General features: G+C 37.3%; 23 protein-coding genes and 1 tRNA gene. 11 read left to right on the top strand and 13 right to left on the bottom strand.

All coding sequences use genetic code 11. From position 1 onward, the window contains the following. The first annotated feature begins 21 nt into the window (after nucleotides 1-21). The 3 genes from gloA to rpmE all read left to right on the top strand — a co-directional run bounded on the left by gloA (nucleotide 22) and on the right by rpmE (nucleotide 2,078). Nucleotides 22-423: a lactoylglutathione lyase gene (gloA, locus tag G0028_RS11710; protein WP_130073234.1), complete on the top strand. Its 402-nt coding sequence runs from the start codon at nucleotides 22-24 to the stop codon at nucleotides 421-423. A 207-nt stretch (nucleotides 424-630) separates the two neighbouring features. Next, nucleotides 631-1,629 carry a bile acid:sodium symporter family protein gene (locus G0028_RS11705; protein WP_180045674.1) on the top strand — a complete coding sequence of 333 codons (999 nt, stop codon included), beginning with the start codon at nucleotides 631-633 and terminating at the stop codon, nucleotides 1,627-1,629. 221 nt (nucleotides 1,630-1,850) lie between these two features. Further along, nucleotides 1,851-2,078 (top strand): 50S ribosomal protein L31, encoded by a 228-nt coding sequence (gene rpmE, locus G0028_RS11700; RefSeq protein WP_130073236.1) that lies wholly within the window; start codon nucleotides 1,851-1,853, stop codon nucleotides 2,076-2,078. Between the two features lie 98 nt (nucleotides 2,079-2,176). Here rpmE and G0028_RS11695 read toward each other — a convergent pair whose 3' ends face one another. Genes G0028_RS11695 through epmB form a run of 3 tightly spaced genes read right to left on the bottom strand, consistent with a single transcriptional unit; the run spans nucleotide 2,177 to nucleotide 7,197 of the window. Then, a complete protein-coding gene (locus tag G0028_RS11695) occupies nucleotides 2,177-4,417 on the bottom strand; it encodes an EAL domain-containing protein (protein ID WP_180045675.1) in 2,241 nt (746 codons plus the stop codon). Then, nucleotides 4,399-6,153, bottom strand: coding sequence for a GTPase (locus G0028_RS11690; RefSeq protein ID WP_130073238.1), 1,755 nt, complete (start codon nucleotides 6,151-6,153; stop codon nucleotides 4,399-4,401). The genes G0028_RS11695 and G0028_RS11690 overlap by 19 nt, the downstream gene beginning before the upstream one ends. A gap of 27 nt (nucleotides 6,154-6,180) precedes the next feature. Continuing rightward, complete coding sequence (gene epmB / locus G0028_RS11685) at nucleotides 6,181-7,197, bottom strand: EF-P beta-lysylation protein EpmB (protein ID WP_130073239.1); 1,017 nt, start codon at nucleotides 7,195-7,197, stop codon at nucleotides 6,181-6,183. Between the two features lie 373 nt (nucleotides 7,198-7,570). On the opposite strand from epmB, the gene efp reads away from it, so the two are divergent. The 8 genes from efp to G0028_RS11645 all read left to right on the top strand — a co-directional run bounded on the left by efp (nucleotide 7,571) and on the right by G0028_RS11645 (nucleotide 16,290). After that, nucleotides 7,571-8,140: an elongation factor P gene (gene efp, locus G0028_RS11680; RefSeq protein WP_130073240.1), complete on the top strand. Its 570-nt coding sequence runs from the start codon at nucleotides 7,571-7,573 to the stop codon at nucleotides 8,138-8,140. A gap of 327 nt (nucleotides 8,141-8,467) precedes the next feature. Next, complete coding sequence (locus G0028_RS11675) at nucleotides 8,468-10,570, top strand: carbon starvation CstA family protein (protein ID WP_180045676.1); 2,103 nt, start codon at nucleotides 8,468-8,470, stop codon at nucleotides 10,568-10,570. Between the two features lie 19 nt (nucleotides 10,571-10,589). Next, the gene (locus G0028_RS11670; RefSeq protein WP_130073242.1) at nucleotides 10,590-10,892 is read left to right on the top strand and encodes a YbdD/YjiX family protein; all 303 of its coding nucleotides are present in this window, start codon (nucleotides 10,590-10,592) and stop codon (nucleotides 10,890-10,892) included. A gap of 170 nt (nucleotides 10,893-11,062) precedes the next feature. After that, on the top strand, nucleotides 11,063-12,022 hold the full coding sequence (locus G0028_RS11665; RefSeq protein ID WP_180045677.1) for an AAA family ATPase: 960 nt from the start codon (nucleotides 11,063-11,065) through the stop codon (nucleotides 12,020-12,022). A gap of 11 nt (nucleotides 12,023-12,033) precedes the next feature. Next, complete coding sequence (locus G0028_RS11660) at nucleotides 12,034-12,972, top strand: DUF58 domain-containing protein (protein WP_174492451.1); 939 nt, start codon at nucleotides 12,034-12,036, stop codon at nucleotides 12,970-12,972. Between the two features lie 11 nt (nucleotides 12,973-12,983). Then, complete coding sequence (locus G0028_RS11655) at nucleotides 12,984-14,978, top strand: transglutaminaseTgpA domain-containing protein (RefSeq protein ID WP_180045678.1); 1,995 nt, start codon at nucleotides 12,984-12,986, stop codon at nucleotides 14,976-14,978. 50 nt (nucleotides 14,979-15,028) lie between these two features. After that, a tRNA-Val gene (locus G0028_RS11650) sits at nucleotides 15,029-15,105 on the top strand. A 171-nt stretch (nucleotides 15,106-15,276) separates the two neighbouring features. Beyond that, nucleotides 15,277-16,290, top strand: coding sequence for a tyrosine-type recombinase/integrase (locus tag G0028_RS11645; protein ID WP_180045679.1), 1,014 nt, complete (start codon nucleotides 15,277-15,279; stop codon nucleotides 16,288-16,290). A 9-nt stretch (nucleotides 16,291-16,299) separates the two neighbouring features. Here the strand turns inward: G0028_RS11645 and G0028_RS11640 are convergent, their stop codons facing one another. The 10 genes from G0028_RS11640 to G0028_RS11595 all read right to left on the bottom strand — a co-directional run bounded on the left by G0028_RS11640 (nucleotide 16,300) and on the right by G0028_RS11595 (nucleotide 21,237). Next, the gene (locus tag G0028_RS11640; RefSeq protein WP_180045680.1) at nucleotides 16,300-16,581 is read right to left on the bottom strand and encodes a hypothetical protein; all 282 of its coding nucleotides are present in this window, start codon (nucleotides 16,579-16,581) and stop codon (nucleotides 16,300-16,302) included. Between the two features lie 25 nt (nucleotides 16,582-16,606). Beyond that, nucleotides 16,607-17,263: a Rha family transcriptional regulator gene (locus tag G0028_RS11635; protein WP_194088721.1), complete on the bottom strand. Its 657-nt coding sequence runs from the start codon at nucleotides 17,261-17,263 to the stop codon at nucleotides 16,607-16,609. Then, a complete protein-coding gene (locus G0028_RS11630) occupies nucleotides 17,256-17,891 on the bottom strand; it encodes a hypothetical protein (RefSeq protein WP_180047950.1) in 636 nt (211 codons plus the stop codon). Before G0028_RS11630 ends, G0028_RS11635 begins: the two co-directional genes overlap by 8 nt. Before the next feature lie 4 nt (nucleotides 17,892-17,895). Further along, nucleotides 17,896-18,261: a hypothetical protein gene (locus G0028_RS11625; RefSeq protein ID WP_180047952.1), complete on the bottom strand. Its 366-nt coding sequence runs from the start codon at nucleotides 18,259-18,261 to the stop codon at nucleotides 17,896-17,898. Next, nucleotides 18,261-18,773, bottom strand: a complete 513-nt coding sequence (locus G0028_RS11620) for an HNH endonuclease signature motif containing protein (protein ID WP_194088720.1) — start codon at nucleotides 18,771-18,773, stop codon at nucleotides 18,261-18,263. Before G0028_RS11620 ends, G0028_RS11625 begins: the two co-directional genes overlap by 1 nt. Before the next feature lie 73 nt (nucleotides 18,774-18,846). After that, nucleotides 18,847-19,086 (bottom strand): hypothetical protein, encoded by a 240-nt coding sequence (locus G0028_RS11615; RefSeq protein WP_180047956.1) that lies wholly within the window; start codon nucleotides 19,084-19,086, stop codon nucleotides 18,847-18,849. Next, nucleotides 19,086-19,337 carry a hypothetical protein gene (locus G0028_RS11610; RefSeq protein ID WP_180047958.1) on the bottom strand — a complete coding sequence of 84 codons (252 nt, stop codon included), beginning with the start codon at nucleotides 19,335-19,337 and terminating at the stop codon, nucleotides 19,086-19,088. The genes G0028_RS11615 and G0028_RS11610 overlap by 1 nt, the downstream gene beginning before the upstream one ends. After that, on the bottom strand, nucleotides 19,334-19,993 hold the full coding sequence (locus G0028_RS11605; protein ID WP_180047960.1) for a hypothetical protein: 660 nt from the start codon (nucleotides 19,991-19,993) through the stop codon (nucleotides 19,334-19,336). The genes G0028_RS11610 and G0028_RS11605 overlap by 4 nt, the downstream gene beginning before the upstream one ends. Next, nucleotides 19,993-20,940, bottom strand: a complete 948-nt coding sequence (locus tag G0028_RS11600) for a recombinase RecT (RefSeq protein ID WP_180047962.1) — start codon at nucleotides 20,938-20,940, stop codon at nucleotides 19,993-19,995. The genes G0028_RS11605 and G0028_RS11600 overlap by 1 nt, the downstream gene beginning before the upstream one ends. An 18-nt stretch (nucleotides 20,941-20,958) precedes the next feature. Beyond that, nucleotides 20,959-21,237 carry a hypothetical protein gene (locus tag G0028_RS11595; protein WP_180047964.1) on the bottom strand — a complete coding sequence of 93 codons (279 nt, stop codon included), beginning with the start codon at nucleotides 21,235-21,237 and terminating at the stop codon, nucleotides 20,959-20,961.

Genomic DNA, 21,237 nt, shown 5'->3' with positions numbered 1-21,237 from the left:
TTCACCAACGGGAATACAATGATGCGCATGCTACATACCATGTTACGTGTAGGCAATTTAGAACAATCGTTAAAGTTCTATACTGAAGTACTTGGAATGACATTGCTTCGTAAACGTGACTATGAGGAAGGTCGTTTTACTTTAGCTTTTGTGGGTTATGGTGATGAAGAAAATCATACCGTACTTGAGTTAACTCATAATTGGGATACGACAAGTTATGAATTAGGCAATGCCTATGGTCATATTGCGATTGCTGTCGATGATGCTTATCAAGCATGTGAAGCAATCAAAGCTCGTGGGGGCAATGTGGTACGTGAAGCTGGTCCAATGAAAGGCGGCGTGACTGTAATTGCCTTTGTAGAAGATCCAGATGGTTATAAAATCGAGTTAATTCAACAAGACGCTAATGCACGTAATAATTAAGTTATCACGACTTTTATATGTGGTTCATGACGAGATTTAAAACACTTTCATTAATACTTAAGTGTCAGAATTAAATACTGAACATTTAGTGTAAAAAGTAGCTTAATTTGCTGAGCTCAGTAGGATTGAAGTTTACCTTTAGGTAAGTTCATCTTGCTGAGCTTTTTTAATGCCGATCCAATTCATAGATAAGACAGGATGTTCACAATGAATATGTTAAAAATACTAGCCTTAGATCGCTTCACCATTCTTTTAATTGTGATGGTAGTTTTAGCGACTTTTTTGCCTGTTCATGGGCAAGTTGCAGATATTTTTGGTAAAATTACCACGATTGCGATTGCCATTTTATTCTTTTTGCATGGTGCTAAGCTCTCTAGAGAAGCCATTATAGAAGGCGTGTTGCATTGGAGATTACATGCAGTGGTTTTTGCATTTACCTTTGCTGTCTTTCCAATTTTAGGTTTATTGGCTAAACCAATTTTATTGCCACTACTTGGACAGGCGTTATATTGGGGCTTCCTGTTTATGTGTTTTTTACCATCTACAGTACAGTCATCGATTGCTTTTACCTCTGTTGCCAAAGGAAATGTAGCAGCAGCAGTTTGTAGTGCATCCTTTTCTAATTTAATTGGTATGTTTATTACCCCAATTTTAGTGAGTTTTTTTATTTTTGGTCAGTCTAAACATGACTATGATCCAACCTCATCGATTATTGAAATTACTTTGCTATTACTTGTGCCTTTTATTGCTGGACAGTTACTACGACCTTATGTATTTCCATATATGCAAAAAGCACCAAGTATCGTACGTACTTTTGACCAAGGAACCATTTTAATGGTGGTCTATGGTGCATTCAGTGGTGCAGTGGTGGCAGGATTGTGGCATCAAGTGAGCTGGACGACGTTGTTTTATTTAACATTAGTATGTTCAGTTTTTTTGACCATTATTATGTTTCTGGCATTTTATATTCCAAAATGGTTGGGCTTTAACAAACAAGATCAGATCGCAATTTTCTTCTGCAGTTCGAAGAAAACGCTGGCTAGTGGTGTGCCGATGGCGCAAATTTTATTTATTGGACAGCCGCTTGGGATGATTGTATTGCCCATTATGATTTTTCATCAGATTCAGTTAATGGTTTGTGGTGTGATTGCAAACTATTGGTCTAAGCGTAACAGTACCGCTAAAGAACAAGAATCGGGATGGTAATTTAATTATTCGCATATTTATAAAAATTGCCGTATAATACTGCCCACTTGTTGTGCTTAGCTCTGACACTTATAGTCTCGGTGGGCTCAAAAGAAATGGTCTGTTATGGTGTTAGCCTGTTGAATTAATTTTTTAATTTATTCAACCTTGCCTCAGCATTTAAACTGAGAGTGGTTAATTGCGATGACAGCAAAACCTTTCTTAACTTAGGAGAATCGACCATGCGCGCCGATATTCACCCAAAATACGAAAAATTAGTTGCTACTTGTTCATGCGGTAACGTCATTGAAACTCGTTCTGCTTTAGGTAAAGAAACAATTTACCTAGACGTATGTTCTGCTTGTCACCCATTCTATACTGGTAAACAGAAGAATGTTGACACTGGCGGTCGTATCGACAAATTCAAACAACGTTTTGCAGGTATGTCACGTTCTATCAAACGTGGTTAATACAGCAAAACCAAAAAAACGGGCATTTGCCCGTTTTTTTATGACTCTATATTGAGTTTAAAATCGGGTTTATCGTAATATCCCCGATTTTTGAATAGTTATTGATCTTGTACGTCTGTCAATTGATCCAATTTCTTTTGGAAGTATTCACCCTGTAAGAAACGTACATCTACATTCCATGCATTTGCAAAAGAGTTCATATCATCTAAATGAGTCAATAAAAACTCTACAGGTCTGATTTCTATATATTTATGAATCATTTCTTGCAATGATTGCGTTGTGGTCTCTTTGTCTAGCATATGTGTATATTTTTCATCTAGGGTGAAATGGGTAATATCACTTTGCTTTAAGATCGCTTCGCTTGAAATCGTAGAGCCAAAACGACGAATGGCAATATCAGCGCCATATTCACGTAGTATCGAAATATTTTTTTGTGCTTCAATGATGTTTTTAGCAATATCCTCTTCATCAAACTGTAGAATAATAGGATGCGCTGTTCGACTTCCAACAATGGTAATGAGCTTAGCAATAAGTTCAGGGAATTGTTTGTCATGGAATAAAACATGGCGGTTTAAATTAACAATGATTTTTGCCGTCGGGCATTGATGGATAAAGTTATGTAGTTGCTTACAGGCTTCAACCAAAATCCAACGGTCTAATTTAATGGATAATTCAACGTCATCATCGAGTTCAACCAAATTGCTGATTTTTTTCCAGTGATTCTCATAAATAAAACCACTTGTGACTTCATAAGTATACAGATTGGTATCTTGTTTATCATAAAGTTGTTGGTATTTAATACGAATTTCACCTTGTTCTAATTTTTCCGCAATTTGGCGTAGAATAGGTGAATCTGTGAGTTGTACTGTGGTCGGTACAATTTTTTCCTCAGCGATGCTTGGCGTTTCTAGACTGATATTTGCTGTTGGTATTATTTGAATATCTTGTGCCAGTGTTATGCTTTCTAATGCGGGGATATTGTATGGTGCGGTTTCTTCAAGACGAATTTCTTCATGCAGCAATGGGGTCAGTTCAATTTGTGTAGTGTGTAGAGACGCACTCATTTGTAAATCTGATTCAGATGGTTGAGTTGACAATCGTGAATTATACGCTTGAATCAATAATGCGGAAAAATGCGCTTCATTAAACTGATCTGTATCAATCACAGCACAACCAATTTTTAGATAAAATTGATAAGTTTTTTGATCAATTTCAAGTAACTGGGGTTTTTGCAAAACGTTTAAGTTAGAGATGCGTGATTCTAATAATGTATCCGAACCTGCTTGTAATAGAATACCATAGACACCAACATCAATTTGAAGCACAGTTTGATTGGTTTGTTCTTTGATAAATTTTTGAATTCCTTCAAAGTAACGTGAAATATTTTGCCAAGTTAAATTGAGAACTTCATTTGGGCATTGTGCCAAACTAAACACAATCAGCGCATTTACTTTAGCAGGTTGGTCAATCATCGCACGTTGAAGCTGTGAAAAAGTTTGAGCCCTTGTAGAGGTATGTCCTGCCACTTGATCGTTTTGAGAAGACATTTCAATCGTGAGATGTAAGACATCTTCTTCTGAACCTGGTAAAAACTCAATTTTTAAAGGATTTTGTGTTTTTGCATTTTGGTTGAGAGTTTGAATATCAAAACGTGCGTAATCGAACTGTCCTTGGGTAATTTTCTTAAAACGATTTTTAAAATCGTTCAAATCTTCAGGTTTTAAAATATCTAAAACAGGCAAACCAATAATATCATCTTCACGTTTTAAACCGAAAAGTTGTAAATATTCAGGGTTTGCTTGCGTATGTATACCTTCCTCAAGTACAGCACAGGCTTTATGTTGTTCTTCAACTAAGCTTTGTGCTTGGGTCTTAGCACTTTCTAAGTCTTTGAGTAAATGTTGTTTAGACTGAAGCGCACGACTATAAGATAATGCACGGACTAAGCTGATATAACAATGCTCAGGTGCTGTTAAATCGATAATGTCATAGATCCCTTTATGAATAAAATATTCATATTGTTCAGGTTGATACTCTGTTGGGCGTAATAAAATGACAGGAATATTGATTTGTTCAGAGTTTTGAATCAAGGTGATGACTTGTTCCATTTTTAAATCATAAGCACGACCAAAAATGATTAAGTCCCAAGACGTATTGAGTTGTTTTTCAAAACTTTTTAAGTCATCTAATAGCAGACCTTGTGCTAAATGTTCTTTACTTGCAAAAAGTTCCATTAATGAATTATATCGAATTTGATTGTCATCAATAATCAGTACTCGTGTTTCAGAGAGTTTTAACTTTTTAGATAATAATAAATTTCTCACTTCAAACTGTCCCATAAGTCATGATGATTTGAATCATATAATTGTTGTTGGATAAACTGGTCAATCAAGAGCTGCTCTTCATCATTGAGCAATTCAAAATCAAACTGCACAAAACTCTGTGAAATAAATAAGGACTTCAATAAATACACTTTAATTTCTTGATGATTAAAACGTAAGTGCAACGCTTGTTGTTCTTTAAAATTCGGTAAATTCGGTAAAACTAAAGATAATTTTGTCAGTTCATCTTGATCTGTTTGTACCAATAAACAAGGTTGATAAATATAACTATTAATCTCAGAAGGCACTTTAATAGCACAAGGATAGATATCCTGTGACAAAATTTCCACGCCGACCTCATAGCTTTTGCGCTCGGCTTGTTTAATCCAACGAATGACTGCACATTTCCATTTATTTTGTTGTGTTTCACTGACTAAAATCAGTTCACCTGTACGTAAATTTTTCGGTACTTCACCTGACCAAGCAATACGATAACCATTAATACTGATATCTAAGACTTCGGCTTGATAAATTTGTTTAACTTCACGGTCAAGCTGCTTAATTTTTTGCGTTTGCGAGGTATCATGCGCGTTATTTGAAATATTGCCTTGTAAATTGGTTTCGGATCTAAAACTGAAATTTTGTTTGAGTTGTAAGGTTTCATCAAAATTCTTAGCATGAGACAAATAAAAATGTGCAGTTTGTAAGGTAAAGCAAATTTCTAACTGTGCAGAATATTCATAACGTTCATGTTGACGTTCAGAGTGAGTCCCTAACACATTGAGAACATGAAACTTTAAAGCTGAGGATAAATGATCTTTTTCATTTGCAGACAAATATGCAGATTCATTTTGAATCGTGTCATTAATATGTTCAAGTAATTGTTGCGTTGAAATAAAAACATTGGGCTTAAAATCTTCATGATGCTTACGATTGTAAATCGGAGAGTGGTCTTTGCTCGTATCTACAATATAGCGAGAAAGTGAACTTTCACGGGGTAAAATTTGTGCTAATTTCGCCCAATCTAGACTGCATTCATAAAGTGCCTGAATCTCATTTGGACGAATCTGATGCGTATTAAATACATCTAATAACAAAACTTGTGCATAAGCTTGTTGGATGTTTTGCACAGAAAAATGTGTACCCTGTAAATGATTGACATTAATGAGCAGCTCATTATTTTTCAATGCCAATTCATATAGTTGATGAATGGTTTGCCACTGATGAGAAAGTGCAGGGCTATATAACATTTGCTGTTGGGTTAATAACAATCCCAGTTGTTGTAAAGCATAATAATTTGCTAAAATACGTGCCGTTTTAAAACTACGATTTTGAGCAAATTTCAAAATCGAATATTTTTGCTGTGTAAGTTGTTGTGAACTACGGTGTGCAATATTGACATAAATTTTCACAAAAAAAGCGCGCATCAAAGTGGTGAGCTCAATAATGTGCTCATTGCGATCAGAATGTGATAAGCCTTGATCTAGAAAGTATTTTTCTAAACCAATGAGCACATTTTCGATGCTCGGATGCAATACTTGCAATAAATCAAAACGTAAAGTTTCTGAGCAATTTAATTCTGCAATTTCATACATCGCATTTAACAAAGCTTCAGACGTATCTCCTAACTTCATGATGGATAAGCCTGACACCCATTGGTGCAGTGCTTCTACTGAAGCCGAGGAGAAGCTTAACTGTTCACGATTTAAAACCGTTGAAGAGTGGAAAATATTGGAAATTTCCTTATTTATCATATTTATATTAAACTCATTTAAAGAAATCTAAAAAGTTATAGCCCCAAACAGCGGTGTTTTATTTTTCTCTCCCGCAATCTCTCGAACCAACTTTGGAACTAAATATCCAGGGAGGTTGGCCAGAAGATCTGTATAAATCTGATCAATGGTATCTGCTTGTAGATCAAAGTGATGTGCACCTTTAACTTTGTCTAATACATGTAAATAATACGGTAATACACCTGCCTCAAACAAGCGTTGACTGAGTTCAACCAACACTTCTGTGGAATCATTCACACCTTTAAGCAACACAGATTGGTTTAAAACCAAAACTTGCTGTTGAACCAAACTTGAAAGTTTACTACAAGTCGTTGAATCAAGTTCCGCAGCATGATTAGCATGCACCACTAGGATGACACGTAGCCGACTGTTTTTCAATAAGTAAGTTAATTCCTCATCGATTCTTTCAGGAATAACAATCGGGACACGTGAGTGAATTCTTAAAATCTTAATTTGTTGCAAAGATTCAAGACGTTCTAACCATAGCGCTAATTTACGATTGGATAAAGTCAGCGGATCTCCACCACTTAAAATCACTTCATTAATGTCAGGATGATTGAGTAAGTAATTTTTGATATGCTGCCAATCCTCATTTTTAGGCAAATTCTCTTGATAGGGAAAATGACGGCGGAAGCAATAACGACAATGTATTGCACATGCGCCTGTCAGGGTCAATAAAAAACGAGATTTGTATTTATGTAATACCCCAGCCAATTGATTGGCAGCTTCTTCCCCCAAAGGATCTGTAACAAAGCCCGCATGTTCTTCAAGTTCTAAATGATGTGGCAAAACTTGCAATAGGAGTGGGTCGAATGGATTCGACTTTTGCATTTTTGCAACAAAAGCACGTGGCACACGTAATTTAAACTGTTCACTGGCTAAAATTGCGCCTGATAACAATTGTTCAGGTGAAAGTTGTAAAATATCGAGCAGCTCATGAGGATCAGTAATTAACTGATTCATTTGAGATTGCCAGTTTTGCTCTTGGTATAAATAGTTTATCATGCCACATACTAGTTGAAAAAGTTGAGGGTCAAACACGGTTTCACATCGTGATGCTGTATAAAACCTTGAAAATTGATATAAATGTGTAACGAATTAATCTATCGTTCCTAGTTTTACATCCCAGCAAGAGTTGATTTTAACGTGAACAAGATCAAGGATAAATAGTGTTTATTTGTGTCTGTATGCATGATGATCAGCCAGTTTTACAGTGTAACAGAAGAATTTAACATTGCTTCATGACTACTTGCTCATTTACAATATTCTAAAATGACAATTTTAGCTTTTGCTAAGCACTTTTTTTGTTGTTGTACGTTCTCTAACACGGTTTGGACTGTGTTAATAGATTAAGATTAAAGTTTGGAGTGAGCCTTTCATGGCCTATTATTCTACAAATGATTTCAAGTCAGGCCTTAAGGTCATGCTTGACGGTAACCCATGCGCAATCATGGAAAATGAATACGTTAAACCTGGTAAAGGTCAAGCGTTTAACCGTGTAAAATTACGTAACTTACGTTCTGGTAAAGTTTTAGAAAAAACTTTTAAATCAGGCGACTCATTAGAAGCTGCAGACATCGTAGAAGTTGAAATGGACTATCTATATAACGATGGTGAAATGTGGAACTTCATGGATCCTGTAACATTTGAACAGATCGCGGCAGATAAAACTGCAATGGGTGATGCTGCAAAATGGTTAAAAGATGATTCAAATGAAAAATGTACGATCATGTTGTTCAATGGCGTACCTTTAACAGTGAATGCACCAAACTTCGTGGTGTTAAAAATTGTTGAAACTGATCCAGGTGTTCGTGGTGATACATCTGGCGGTGGCGGTAAACCTGCGAAACTTGAAACAGGTGCTGTGGTACGTGTTCCATTATTCGTACAGCAAGAAGAAAGCGTTCGTGTAGATACCCGTACAGGTGATTATTTAGAACGTGCATAATCGTTGAAAAATAGATTATGATCGAAGGGATGATGAAAATCATCCCTTTTTTATTGGGATATTTTCAGAATGCAAATGATTTTGAATCAACTTGTGTATGGAAAGGTATAAGGATTTTACTAAAAGGCATAAATTGTTCGGTACACTCAAAGTCAACGTCATCATCTAGTCATGCTAAATGGGCATATTAGAGCCAATTTGTATGCCAAAGTCGTAGATGAAAATAAAAAATCAAGGAGTAAAGTCATCAGGGAAATGGATCACATAAACTGTATTACGTACATAAAAACAAAGGAATTGCTTTTGTAATCAAGATGTGAGGTATGAATGGAAAATATTCAAAAAAAATCAGGACCATTATCAAAACTGATATGGGTTATCGTTGCGATCGTAGGCGCAATCTCATTTGGAATTTTAGCTGTAAGTCGAGGTGAACATGTCAATGCTGTATGGTTAGTTTTAGCTGCCATTTGTGTGTATAGCATTGCTTATCGTTTTTATAGTTTATTTATTGCAAATAAAGTCTTTGAACTTAATCCCAGACGTCTCACACCTGCACACCGTTTGGCAGATGGCTTGGATTATGTTCCTACCAATAAATATGTGTTATTCGGACACCATTTTGCAGCGATTGCAGGGGCAGGACCTTTAGTCGGTCCGATTCTTGCTGCACAAATGGGTTATTTACCTGGCACAATCTGGCTTCTCGTCGGTGTTGTGCTTGCAGGTGCAGTACAAGATTTCTTGGTTTTGTTCATTTCGACACGCCGTGATGGTCGTTCACTCGGTGAAATGGCAAAACAGGAACTGGGTTCATTTGCTGGTGTCATTGTTATGCTTGGTGCTTTAGGGGTAATGATCATTATCCTTGCAGTTTTGGCATTGGTGGTCGTGAAGGCATTAACCAATAGTCCATGGGGTGTTTTCAGTATTGCTGCAACCATTCCTATTGCCATTTTTATGGGCATTTATATGCGTTATCTGCGTCCGGGAAAAATCGCAGAAGTGTCGATTATTGGTTTTGTGTTAATGATGGCAGCCATTATTTATGGTGGTGATGTCGCGGCACACCCATATTGGGGGCCATTGTTTACCTTGACTGGTACGCAGTTAACATGGGCATTGATCATTTATGGTTTTATTGCATCGGTTCTACCAGTTTGGTTGTTGTTAGCACCACGTGATTATTTATCTACCTTCTTAAAGATCGGTGTGATTGCAGGTTTAGCAATTGGTATCATGGTGGCGATGCCAATGCTAAAAATGCCATCTACAACGCATTTTGTTGATGGTACAGGCCCTGTCTTTGCAGGTTCAATGTTCCCATTCTTATTCATCACCATTGCCTGTGGTGCGATTTCAGGTTTCCATGCTCTAGTTTCTTCAGGTACAACCCCGAAATTGGTCGACAATGAAGTGAATATTCGTGTCATCGGTTATGGCGGTATGTTGATGGAATCATTTGTCGCAGTCATGGCGATGATCTGTGCAACGGTACTTGAGCCGGGTGTATATTTTGCAATTAATGCACCTGCTGCCGTACTGGGTACAACGGTTGAGTCTGCTGCGGAAGCTGTGCGTAACTTAGGTTTTGTGGTGACACCAGAAACTTTAACGCTTTTAGCTAAAGAGGTTGGTGAAACAACGATTCTTTCTCGTACAGGGGGGGCACCCACTTTTGCGATTGGGATGGCACATATTATTACAGAAATTTTTAATAACCGTTCAATGATGGCATTTTGGTATCACTTTGCAATTTTATTCGAAGCATTGTTTATTTTAACTGCTGTAGATGCTGGTACACGTGCATGTCGTTTTATGGTGCAAGATACAGTCGGTATCGTGGTTCCTGCACTTAAAAATTCACACAACTTTGTGGGGAATATGCTAGGAACTGCCGTTGCAGTAGCAGGTTGGGGGTTCTTCGTTTACCAAGGTGTGGTCGATCCACTCGGTGGTATTAACAGCTTATGGCCACTATTTGGTATTGGTAACCAAATGCTTGCGGCGATGGCATTGACTCTAGGTACGGTCATCTTGTTTAAAATGAAGAAAGAAAAATATGTGTGGGTGACGATTCTCCCAACTATTTTCTTAATCATTACTTGTATGACTGCAGGTTGGCAAAAAATCTTCCATGAAAATCCGAAAATCGGTTTCTTGGCACAAGCCAATAAATTCTCTGATGCAATTGCCAAAGGTGAGATTTTAAAACCTGCTAAAACACTGGAAGAAATGCAAACCATTGTATTGTCAAATCAAATTAATGCAGCTTTATGTGCATTCTTTATGATTGTGGCGATTATTATGATTTTTGCTGCGATTGGTGTGATTCGTCGTGCCTTGGCGAGTCCAACACCAACTGTAAATGAAGCGCCTGCGGTTTATGCAGACCCTGAAGATACGGTTGTAACTTCGGCGAAACATTAATGTTTGAGAGGTAAGTCAGATGAATCTTAAATTTGCCAAAAGTGGTAAAACGGTGATTTATAAAATCATCAAAATGACCATCATGTCGCAAAAAGACCTGATTTTTAATCCCAAAAATTGGTCGAGAATCGCAACTTTGTGGACACGTTTGCAGCAGAGTTTTCGGTTAATGGTGGGCGTGCCTGATTATCAAAATTATCTGGAGCATATGAAAAAGCACCATCCTGATATGGATGCGATGGATGAAAAAACCTTTCATCGTTATTGTGTCGATGCACGCTATCCATCGGCAAAAGGTGGTTTGAAGAAGTGTCCTTGTTAATCATTTATGATTAGTTCGCATGAAATGAATGGCATCGTAAGATGCCGTTTTAATTAGAGTTCTATACAAACACTATGTAAAGTTGAAGTCATTATTGTATTCGCTTTGAGTATTCCTTAAAACCGTGTATGTTAATCAAATTGCTTAAAATTTTTATTGGGGAATAAAAAGTGATTTGGGGAAAAACGACACCAAAAGTTATAGAACAAAATAAGACAAATGAACATTTAGATTTAGGTGCATACTACCCAAAAATTGATCAATTCTTAACAAAAATCAATCGTATTATTTTAGATAAGCCTCAACAAACAAAACTTGCTTTGTGCAGCCTACTCGCAGGTGGGCATTTATTATTTGAAGACTTGCCAGGGTTGGGGAAGACGACACTCGCGAGTAGTTTGTCACGCCTTGCTGGCTTAGATTTTCAACGCATTCAATTTACCAATGATATGCTGGCAAGTGATGTGATAGGGATTAATATGTTTAACCAAAAAGAACATCAATTTGAGTTTAAATATGGTCCTATTTTCACGCAAATATTATTAGCAGATGAAATTAACCGTTGTAGTCCTAAAACTCAAAGTGCACTGTTAGAGGCAATGGAGGAGGGTAATGTTACGGTCGATGGAACACGTTATGAATTACCCAAACCATTTTGGGTCATTGCCACACAAAACCCATTATTCCAGAGTGGAACCTACAGCCTACCTGAATCTCAACTCGATCGATTTCTCATGCGACTATCCTTGGGCTATCCATCACGTGCTGCGGAAAAGAGCTTATTACAGCAGGATTCACGACAGAATTTGATTAGCCAATTGCAATCTATTTTTGAACAGCAGGAAATTTTGCAATTACAAAGTCATGCCAATAAAATTACAATAAATGATTTGGTTTTTGATTATTTACTTGATTTGGCGGAAGAAACTCGTAAAGGTCGTCATGGCTTATCTACACGTGGACTTTTGGCATTAAAGAAAGCAGCTCAAGCATATGCACTGATTGAAAAACGTCAGTTTGTCATTACGGATGATGTGCAAGCGGTATTTGTGGCTGTGGTTTCGCATCGAATTGGATTGGGCGAAGCAGAAACACAAGCATTGATGCAAAAAGTTGCAGTAAAAGGTTGACAGGACTGACCATGTTAAAAGAAAGGTTTGTCCGCTGGCTACATTTGCGTTTTCGCTATACAGGCATCCGTACATTAAAACAAAATGAAGTCTTAGTTTTTATCTACCAACAAGGCTTTTTATATTTGGTCTTAATATTCATCACTTTTATAGCGGGAATCAACTATGCCAATAACCTGATTTTAGCTTTCTGTTTTTTAATCAGTGCGATTTTGTGTATCAGTTTTTATTTGAGTTTTAAGCAGTTGCATGGTGTTACTTTACAAGTGGTGGTCGATGAAGTTGGCAAAGTTAATGAAGTTTTTAAGGTTAAAATTATTTTGCAACAAGCACAGGCAAGCGCAAAGTATTTAAATTTTAAAATCAGTGATCCTGAGTACAAAGCATCAAATAAGGATGCTCAAATTCATAGTTTTTTATTTCAAGACAAACAACAAAGCTTTGAAATCCATTTGATCCCAGATCAGCGTGGTCAATTAAAAATCCCACCGATTCAAATTTATTCTACGTATCCGCTCGGTTTGGTGCGTGCGTGGACCTATATTTATTTAACTGAAAACTATTGGGTCGCACCTGAAGCTCAAGCTTTTTCACAGAATTTGCAGCACTTTTCACATACAGGTGACCCTGATTTAGATGAGTTTAAGGAACTGCGTAACTTTAAGTTGGGAGATTCTTTACAAAGCGTTTCGTGGAAACAAGCAGCCCGTGGGCAGGGACTATTTGTTAAACAATTTGAAGATTTGGTGGATCAGCATGTGATGCAGATTGAATATCATCAAATGCCGAGTGCAGACCATGAAAAAAAACTGAGTTTTATGATGGAGTTGGTAGATCAATGTGAGCATTCCCAAACGCCGTATTGCGTGATTTTACCGCATGCACAGATTGAGCAAGGTGTTGGTGAGCGACATTATATTCAAGTCAAAACTTTGTTGGCACAGGCTTAGGGGTGTTGAACATGAATAAATCCATTCAAATTTCCATTCTGTGTGCATTGGGTTTAATTTGGTTAGCACAAGTGGCATTTATGCCGATCGCATTGTCAATTTTATTTTTGCTGAATATTATGGGTTTAGCAGCGTATTATCATAAGAAAAATCAGCATGAAATTTTTGATTTCCCCAAATATCCCAAAATTATTTTTGCTATTTTAGCTTTAGTGATTATTTATTTAGATGCTGGAACATTTTTGGGTGTGGAGGCAGGCACTGCTGTTTTATCGACTTTTTTATTTGCTAAAGCTTTAGAAACTAAAAGTAAACGAGATTTTATTATTCTGTTTAATTTTGCATTATTTGTGAGTGCAAGTTTATTTTTACACAGTCAAGCCTTTTGGATGGCATTATTGGTTTTATGTTGTTTAATCAGTTGTTTGGTTGGGCTTTATCGAGTGCAAACGGTAAATTTTGAAACTTCACAGCCTGTATTAAAATCGCTTAAAACAGATGCTTTACATATTTTAAAATTTATTGGTTTAGCATTACCATTTTTTATTCTACTGTTCTTATTTTTCCCACGATTACCGCCACTTTGGCAGATTCCTATTCCACAAAATAAAGCAGTGACAGGACTTAGTGATAGCATGTCACCTGGTGATCTCGCGGAGTTATCGCAGTCGAGCGCTTTGGCTTTTCGTATTATTGCTAATATGCAAGCACTGCCAGCACGTTCTGAACTGTATTGGCGGGCAATGGTGTTAGATCATTATGATGGTACACGTTGGACCAGTAGTTTTGTGAATCAACAAGTAAAATCGACGCCATCTCTTGTGGCAAATATAGGATTTGATTATCAATATTTGCCCAGTGATCCAAGTCAAACGTGGATTACTGCTTTAGAAAAATCAGTGCCAACGGGAAATAAATATATTTTGCGTGAAGATTGGTCAATTATTCCACGGCGTATGGTGCAGCGAACGCAACCCATTCAGTTGCAATGGATTGGGAATGATGGGTTTGATGTAGAAAATGGCGTAACAAACCAATATATGCTAAAGAACAGTTTGAATTATCCTTTAGATCGTGATGTACAAGCGCAGAAGCTAGCACAAAAATTATATCAACAAAGCCAACACAACCCTGAACGATATATTCATAATGTATTGAATTGGTATAAAAAAGAAAAATTTGTTTATACCCTTGCACCAGGAAAGTTAGCGAATAATCGTATGGATGAGTTTTTATTTCAATCCAAACAAGGTTTTTGTGAACATTATGCTGCAAGCTTTACATTGCTGATGCGTTATGTTGGCATTCCTGCCCGTGTGGTGACAGGTTATCAAGGTGGAGAACTTGCCCCCGATGGGCAAAGTTGGGAGGTTCGTCAACTCGACGCACATGCATGGACGGAAGTTTATGTACAAGGAAAGTGGCACCGTGTTGACCCTACAGCAATCATTGCACCAATGCGGGTGGATAATGGCATGCAAAATATGATGAAGGATGATCAGGTAATTTTTGGGGATACGCATTATTCGAGTTTAAAATTACAACATTCTTCGATTTTGCGTAGTTTCAGAGTGTGGAGTGATTACGCAAGCTTTCAGTGGCAAAGTAAAGTCGTGGGTTATGATGCCGAGAAGCAAAATAGTTGGATGAAAAAACTGGGTTTAACATCAAGCTACAGTTTTGGCTTGGTTTTAATTTTGGGAATGATGGGACTGTTGTTGCTCTATTGGGGAATGAACAAAGTTTTAAATATTCAAAAAATGTCGACTGTGGAAAGACTCATTTTGAACTTTAACCGCCAATTAGATGTGCACCATCAAAAAGCGATCTCTGAAACTTTTCAACAGTGGATGAGTCGTTTGTCTCAGCAGTCACAGCGAGCAGAACTGTTTATGCAGACCAATGAGATGTTTCAAAAAATTGTGTATTTAGCTGATAAAAATCAAAATGATATTCAGAAATTTAAATTTTTGCTTAAAGAGTGTGCGAATGATTTAAAGAGATGAAATTAATACTTGTCAGATGATAGAAAAATGAATAATATTCTCAGCACCTCAGGTTTATAGCTCAGTTGGTTAGAGCGCTACGTTGACATCGTAGAGGTCACCAGTTCGAATCTGGTTAAACCTACCAAGATACAAGCCTTACAGCATAAGGGTTTTAAGACATTTCAATGACTTAAAGCCCTTTTTTTATGCCTGCGATTTATATGTTATTATCCGCAATATCGGCATAATCTGCGCTTTTTACCGATTTTGCGGTTTAATTTACGTCAAATTTACGTCAAAGATTTTGGGCTTTAATATGAAATTACCGAAACCAAGAAAGCGTGGTGAAGCTTATTACATAGAAATAATGATCAACGGCAAACGTTCATCTGCCACACGCGATACAGCAAAAGAATGTGAACAATGGGCAGCGCAAAAATTACTTGAAGTCAAAGCAAATCAAGTTACCGAGGATTTGGGTGTAAAACCGCACTATCCATTCAAGACACTTTTTTATAAATACTATGACGAAGTTGGTAAGAAGATGCGTGGATCTTCATATATCAAACAACAGTTAAATCCATTCGATTTAAAATTTGGTGCACTCGCTGATATGTCAATTCACGACATCACACCAAAGCACCTGACCAATTGGCGGAATAAAAGAGCAAAGGAAGTAGGAGCTAATACTTTGCTGCGAGAGATGGCTTTATATAGTTCTGTCTTTACTTATGCAATTAAAGAGCTATTTATACTAGATGACAATCCGTGGTCAACAGTGAAGAAACCTGTAAAACCAAAAGCTCGACACCGCAGAATCAGAGATGATGAGATTAAAATAATTATAAAATCCTTGGATTATGTCGAGGGTAAAATACCAACAACAAACGAACATTATGTAGCGTGGGCATTTTTATTTGCACTGGAAACAGCAATGCGTCGAGGTGAAATACTCGGTATCAAAATGTCAGATATTTATGATCGTCATGTGCATTTACCAAAAACCAAAAATGGTGATGCACGCGATGTACCGCTAACCAAAAAAGCTTTGGCACTTTTAGAGTTAATCAACCACGATGGCGTTAAATTAATTCCACAATCTGAAAATGCTTTTCGATTAATGTGGGAACGAAGAAAGGCAAAAGTAGGTCTTGAGGATATTCATTTCCATGATGCTCGACATGAGGCTATTACGAGGTTTGTAAACAATCAGAAATTACCTGTGGAGGTTTTGGCAAAAGTGACAGGGCATAAAAACATTAAAATTCTTGTGAATACTTACTACAACCCCGACGTGAATGATATTGCAGACATGCTTGATCGTGAATAAAAAAGAGAGCTAATTTGCTCTCTTTCTGCCTCTTTTTGCTACAGGTTTTGCTGTAAGCATGATGTGTGCTTGATTGGGGTCGTATAGGCATTTGCCTTTTGTGCCTTTATTGATTTCAGCGCAACGATCCCGGACAACATCAGCACTCATATTATATTGCTCAGCAAGTTCGGATGCAGATACAAGTTTTGGACTTACATCCTTGATTGCTACAATCTTTGCACCACCAATGTCAGAACCAATAAAAAGTTGAGGCGCATCACCTGTAACAGTAATTTGAAAAACCCCCATCAACCTTCCTCCTTTTCTTTTACCATCATGCCTCCAACACTCCCTCACTCACCAACTTTTCAATAACCCACGCTTCACCCAAAGTAGTAAACATTGGCTGTGAAAAACCAAGTTCAGTCTGTTTCACTTCACCTAAACCCTTGTCAATAAACCATTGCTGAAAAAGTCGAGCGCGCTTAACACCACGATGATAAACATTGAGCGAATCTAGAATTTTATTCATCTTGATTGCTGACATTTTAATTTTTTGAGCAACTTGTGAAGCATTGAGCAGGGTAGAGCGCTCAACAACAGTGTCATAATAAGTAACTTTTGGCGCAGCAAGTTCAAGTTGTTTTGCCTGATCTGCTGCAAGTTGCAATGCTTCCGAGAAAGTTTGAGGAACCGCACTTTTAGCACAATTCTCCAATTCATGTAATCGTTGAATAACCTGATAGCGCAATTTAATGCTATACCCAGTAATAAGTGTTTCCACTAAATTTTTAGGTAATAAATATTCAGTATAAGTTTGACCATTTTGGGGGTGTATCCAGTTTTGGATATACCCCTTTGGATCTAAATCCAATTCACTAAACATGGTTTCACAATCACGCTTTACATGAAAATGCTCTTTACCTGTCAGCTCTGCAATTAAGCGAGTGGACATAGTGAGCTGCGAACTTTTAACAATTAACTCATTCATGCCCTTGCTCCTGTGCTTCAATTATTGCTTTGAATTCCTCAAAATCGCAATTTTCAGGATCTGTATCAGTAAGTAATTCTTGAATTTTGCAAGCTGTACGCCACCATTCCACCACACGTGGATTTTCAGATTCAAAGGGGTAAACTTTGCTTTTCGGATCACGCTGAAAAACATTTGTTGATGATGCTAAAAGATCAACTAATTTTAAAGTTTGCTCAATGATTTCAAAGTCTGTGCGATATGGATCTGAACCACTTTCTCCAATAAAGCGCTTCTGTTTTTCATGATCAAGAACAACAAATTGTTTAGCAGACTCTTTAAACTCAGATGCCATGTAATTTAAATGATAAAGAACAGTGTCTTTCTCATCTTGATGCTTAAAGCTAAGTTCAGGCACTTTGTTAAATAAGTAATTAGCTGAAAGCTTTGGCACCAAAACAAACCCTTCTGGTACGGCTTGGGCTTTAGATCTTCTCAATCCGATAAGCCATGAGTCCCACGCAACCCGAGTTGGTTCATGCAAATACTCATCACACTCATCAACCTCAAATCCATACCCTGCAAATTCAACAAGACCTGCATCTGTTATATGTTCCTCAAACGCTTCACGTTCTTTATTAATTTCCATCTCATCACCCTAATATCTGAAAATTATGATGCTTCAAGTTGATTGCTGTCATTTTGGTACAGTGTTGGCAGCGTGTTCTTGAGCGCTTCTTTAATTCAGCTTCATCTTCTTTTAGCCTTTCGCGCTGGTCCGCAATATCTTGCTGAATACGAGTGAAATAACTTACTGAATCTTTAATCCATAAAACTGGATTAACTTTTGTGCCACATTTCTTACAAACCAATTCAAGGGCTTTGGTATCAATTTCAACAAACATGTGTTGGCATTTCTTGGTATTTTTTCTAGGAAATTCCAACACATTGTTTTCAATATCAACAACCAAGTGATCTTGAAGTGGATATCTGCTATTCGGTGGGTATGTTTTTTCCATCACGCCACCTTCTTTGCTGCAATATGCAACTTAGATAAAAGTAAGCAAGTTTCGTTGGTTTCAGCATTGGAAACCTTTGAAAACTTGATATTTTTAACAGCAAGCTCCGCATCACTAACAAGCATTAAATTATCAATGCGAATATCGGTTTTATCTTCATTAATAAAAACGATTTTATGATTTTCTGGGATAGGTCCTTTGACCTGCTCCCACAGCCAACGATGTTTTAAAACAAATTGAGGGTGTTCTTCGCGAATCTTTATCAAGACATAACCATCTTTTGCACATGTGCGCTCACTAAATAAAGGCTTGGTGTTGTGTGGTACATTGCCTTTTTTAAAGCTTGTAGCATTTGCGCCCATGTAACCAGTTTTCCCATCATTCCATGCACTTTGACCCTTGATAAATCTTCCTGTGTTTGGAACACCTAAAAAATTATTTTTACTGCACCAGCGCTGCATAGAATCATTTGTGCGATTCTCACCAAATTTGGCATTAAATTTTTCAGCCATTTGAGTACGTGGCAGGTGTGCAATCGACTTTAAAAACTCAACCTGGTCGACTGTAAAGTGTTTTCGACTCATGTCACACCTCAATATTGCCAGTTTCAATGCGTGGCGCTTCTTGGTTTGGATTTAAGCCTTTATAGCCAGCAACAAGCTTTACTGCTTCAAGTTGTGTATTGTGTGCTTTAATGATTTCAGCACTCACAACCTGCATTGTTTCAGCACGCTTTACTTCCATTTCCAAATTGTCTTTGCTAGCAGTAGCAAGTCGATCCAATTGATCGAATAAGTGTTTGTTCAAATCTTTTAATGTGCTCATCACGCCACCTTCCTTAATTCACTGATAAATTCTTTACCAATCGCAAGCCAATGATTTAAATAGTCTTGCCATAAAATTTGACAAGCTTTATTCATTTTTCCGCTTGCCCACAAAACAATTTGTCTGCGCTCTTTCGGCATTTTTGGATTAATACAAAGCATCGAGCCATCGCCATTCATTTTCGCTTTGTAGCCAATTACCGTGAGGAATGCAGCGAATAATTGAAAATGAGTTTTAGGGATTTTTTTCATGCCGCAATTCTCCCTTTGCTTCGTTCAGCAAATAACTTTTCGTAATAAGCCTGACAGTGTGGAATTTTGTCTTTTATCTTCTGAATTATTGACTCATCACGCTCAATAACAACAGTCGTAAGACGTTCACGAATATCGATCATTTCAACAAGATCAATTAATTGCTCTCGATCATCCCAATCTTTTGTAAGTTCAATAGGACAAGGGAATAACCAAAAATCAATGTTTGCTACTTCACAATCGTAAAGCCACATATACGCCTGCATCTGAATGTTGTAACCCGCTTTTTTGACTTTTTCTTGCGCCTCATCCTGGAAAAATGGGTGAGTACCAATATCCCAAGTGCATTTAGTGTCGATGATCAATTTTTTGCTTAAATCAAGAACATCACATTCACCAGTGATCAAATCATTACTGATTCGACCATTGTGTTTTTGATAGTTACGCTTACGTGTACGACCTGACATTTGAATTGCAATATCTTCAAGCATATTGCCTTTTGCTGTGTAACTATTGCCTGTAAATGATCGGAAAGTGTATAAATCCTCTTTAACAATTGAGCGAATTTCTGACTTTGCTGTATCACTAATGGCAGCCGATTTTACTCGACTATCACCAATTAATTTATGCAGAGATGAGGCACGGAATAGTTTCATTATTGAGCCTCCACCGCTACTTTTTGAGCATCTGTCAGCTCGTAACTATTAGAAATGTATGCTTTATCAATTGCACCTGCATTTAATTGTTCGAGTAAATCATTAAATTCACCATCTAAAAGCACAAGCTTCGGAGCTTCGATAGGGGTGACTACTGACTTATTATCAATGTAGTCGGGCGCTTGCTCACCATTAACAGTGCGCATTACTGCCTGATCTGAATCAATGGCTTTTTGAAGATCAACTGACAGTGGTGCCCAGTGAGTTAATAATTTTTTGAGTACAGTTTTCTTGCTCATAGCATCAAAATTTTGATGCCAAGTGCTGTAGTTTTTATCATCATCTACAGCTTTTTTATAAGTCTTGCTGTAGTTGTAAGCATGATTCTTCAGCTCATCAAGAGTCATATTTTCATGAGCTTCAAACCCATCCAATAACTTAAACCAAGCCACATAACCAACAATTTGACCACCGTCAACTCTAGGTGGGAAAAGTGATGTTAAACGACTCATAATCATTTCATTTGTATCACCATAAAATACAGGGCAGACATTGATTGATTTAAACTGATTTGAGCGTAGAGCTAACTGAATGAAACCTTTATAGCCAATTTGCAATTGTGCCTCAGTGTGCCATTCATCCTTCCAACCATTTGCTTTGCACTTTTTATTTACGTTGTAAGGCAAAATATAAGCAAACCCAAAATTTGGATTAACAGGCAAGTCTAGTGTGGCAGCGGTTACAGCAGCAGCATAAACAGTTTCAGGATTTGCACTAGCAAGTTGACTATTTGTTGCTGTTAATTGCAAAACTGTAGTTACAAAGCTTTTTGCTTTTTCACCCAAAATACTTTGAATCTTTTTTAACGCACCTTGATCTTTGAAGTATTGCTGAACAGGGTTGACTTGTGGAGTTGCCACTTGATTTGTATTCACTGGCGCATTCATATTCATCTCCAAGGCGGACTATGCCGCACATTCCAAAATATAGTTTTTGATTTTATTCAATTGATTTAAAACATCAGTCATGTAATAAATTTTTGATTTCAAAGTGAATTCATTACTCAAATACAAATGAATGCTTTCAAATCCACGACCTGTATATGTCATATGTAAAGAACCACCAACCATCTCAATGATGGTGTCATTTGGATCAGAAAGAGCGATTAGTTCATCAGCAATTTGTGATACAAGTGACTCAAGGCGAGCTACTTCGATTGAATCAGTATTGACTTGAATGTTCAT

The organism is Acinetobacter piscicola, assembly GCF_015218165.1.
Lineage (GTDB): Bacteria > Pseudomonadota > Gammaproteobacteria > Pseudomonadales > Moraxellaceae > Acinetobacter > Acinetobacter piscicola_A.
Note: the sequence above shows the minus strand (reverse complement) of the source record. Positions and strands in the feature narration are given on the sequence as shown.

Bases quoted from the DNA above. Each gene is read 5' to 3' on its own strand.
- G0028_RS11655 (WP_180045678.1), top strand. From the start codon at position 12,984: ATGAATAAATCCATTCAAATTTCCATTCTGTGTGCATTGGGTTTAATT.
- G0028_RS11670 (WP_130073242.1), top strand. From the start codon at position 10,590: ATGAATCTTAAATTTGCCAAAAGTGGTAAAACGGTGATTTATAAAATC.
- G0028_RS11660 (WP_174492451.1), top strand. From the start codon at position 12,034: ATGTTAAAAGAAAGGTTTGTCCGCTGGCTACATTTGCGTTTTCGCTAT.
- G0028_RS11615 (WP_180047956.1), bottom strand. From the start codon at position 19,086: ATGAGCACATTAAAAGATTTGAACAAACACTTATTCGATCAATTGGAT.
- G0028_RS11635 (WP_194088721.1), bottom strand. From the start codon at position 17,263: ATGAATGAGTTAATTGTTAAAAGTTCGCAGCTCACTATGTCCACTCGC.
- G0028_RS11630 (WP_180047950.1), bottom strand. From the start codon at position 17,891: ATGGAAATTAATAAAGAACGTGAAGCGTTTGAGGAACATATAACAGAT.
- G0028_RS11695 (WP_180045675.1), bottom strand. From the start codon at position 4,417: ATGGGACAGTTTGAAGTGAGAAATTTATTATTATCTAAAAAGTTAAAA.
- rpmE (WP_130073236.1), top strand. From the start codon at position 1,851: ATGCGCGCCGATATTCACCCAAAATACGAAAAATTAGTTGCTACTTGT.
- G0028_RS11620 (WP_194088720.1), bottom strand. From the start codon at position 18,773: ATGGCTGAAAAATTTAATGCCAAATTTGGTGAGAATCGCACAAATGAT.
- G0028_RS11640 (WP_180045680.1), bottom strand. From the start codon at position 16,581: ATGGGGGTTTTTCAAATTACTGTTACAGGTGATGCGCCTCAACTTTTT.
- G0028_RS11610 (WP_180047958.1), bottom strand. From the start codon at position 19,337: ATGAAAAAAATCCCTAAAACTCATTTTCAATTATTCGCTGCATTCCTC.
- G0028_RS11605 (WP_180047960.1), bottom strand. From the start codon at position 19,993: ATGAAACTATTCCGTGCCTCATCTCTGCATAAATTAATTGGTGATAGT.
- G0028_RS11600 (WP_180047962.1), bottom strand. From the start codon at position 20,940: ATGAATGCGCCAGTGAATACAAATCAAGTGGCAACTCCACAAGTCAAC.
- efp (WP_130073240.1), top strand. From the start codon at position 7,571: ATGGCCTATTATTCTACAAATGATTTCAAGTCAGGCCTTAAGGTCATG.
- G0028_RS11675 (WP_180045676.1), top strand. From the start codon at position 8,468: ATGGAAAATATTCAAAAAAAATCAGGACCATTATCAAAACTGATATGG.
- G0028_RS11625 (WP_180047952.1), bottom strand. From the start codon at position 18,261: ATGGAAAAAACATACCCACCGAATAGCAGATATCCACTTCAAGATCAC.
- gloA (WP_130073234.1), top strand. From the start codon at position 22: ATGCGCATGCTACATACCATGTTACGTGTAGGCAATTTAGAACAATCG.
- G0028_RS11705 (WP_180045674.1), top strand. From the start codon at position 631: ATGAATATGTTAAAAATACTAGCCTTAGATCGCTTCACCATTCTTTTA.
- epmB (WP_130073239.1), bottom strand. From the start codon at position 7,197: ATGATAAACTATTTATACCAAGAGCAAAACTGGCAATCTCAAATGAAT.
- G0028_RS11690 (WP_130073238.1), bottom strand. From the start codon at position 6,153: ATGATAAATAAGGAAATTTCCAATATTTTCCACTCTTCAACGGTTTTA.
- G0028_RS11595 (WP_180047964.1), bottom strand. From the start codon at position 21,237: ATGAACATTCAAGTCAATACTGATTCAATCGAAGTAGCTCGCCTTGAG.
- G0028_RS11645 (WP_180045679.1), top strand. From the start codon at position 15,277: ATGAAATTACCGAAACCAAGAAAGCGTGGTGAAGCTTATTACATAGAA.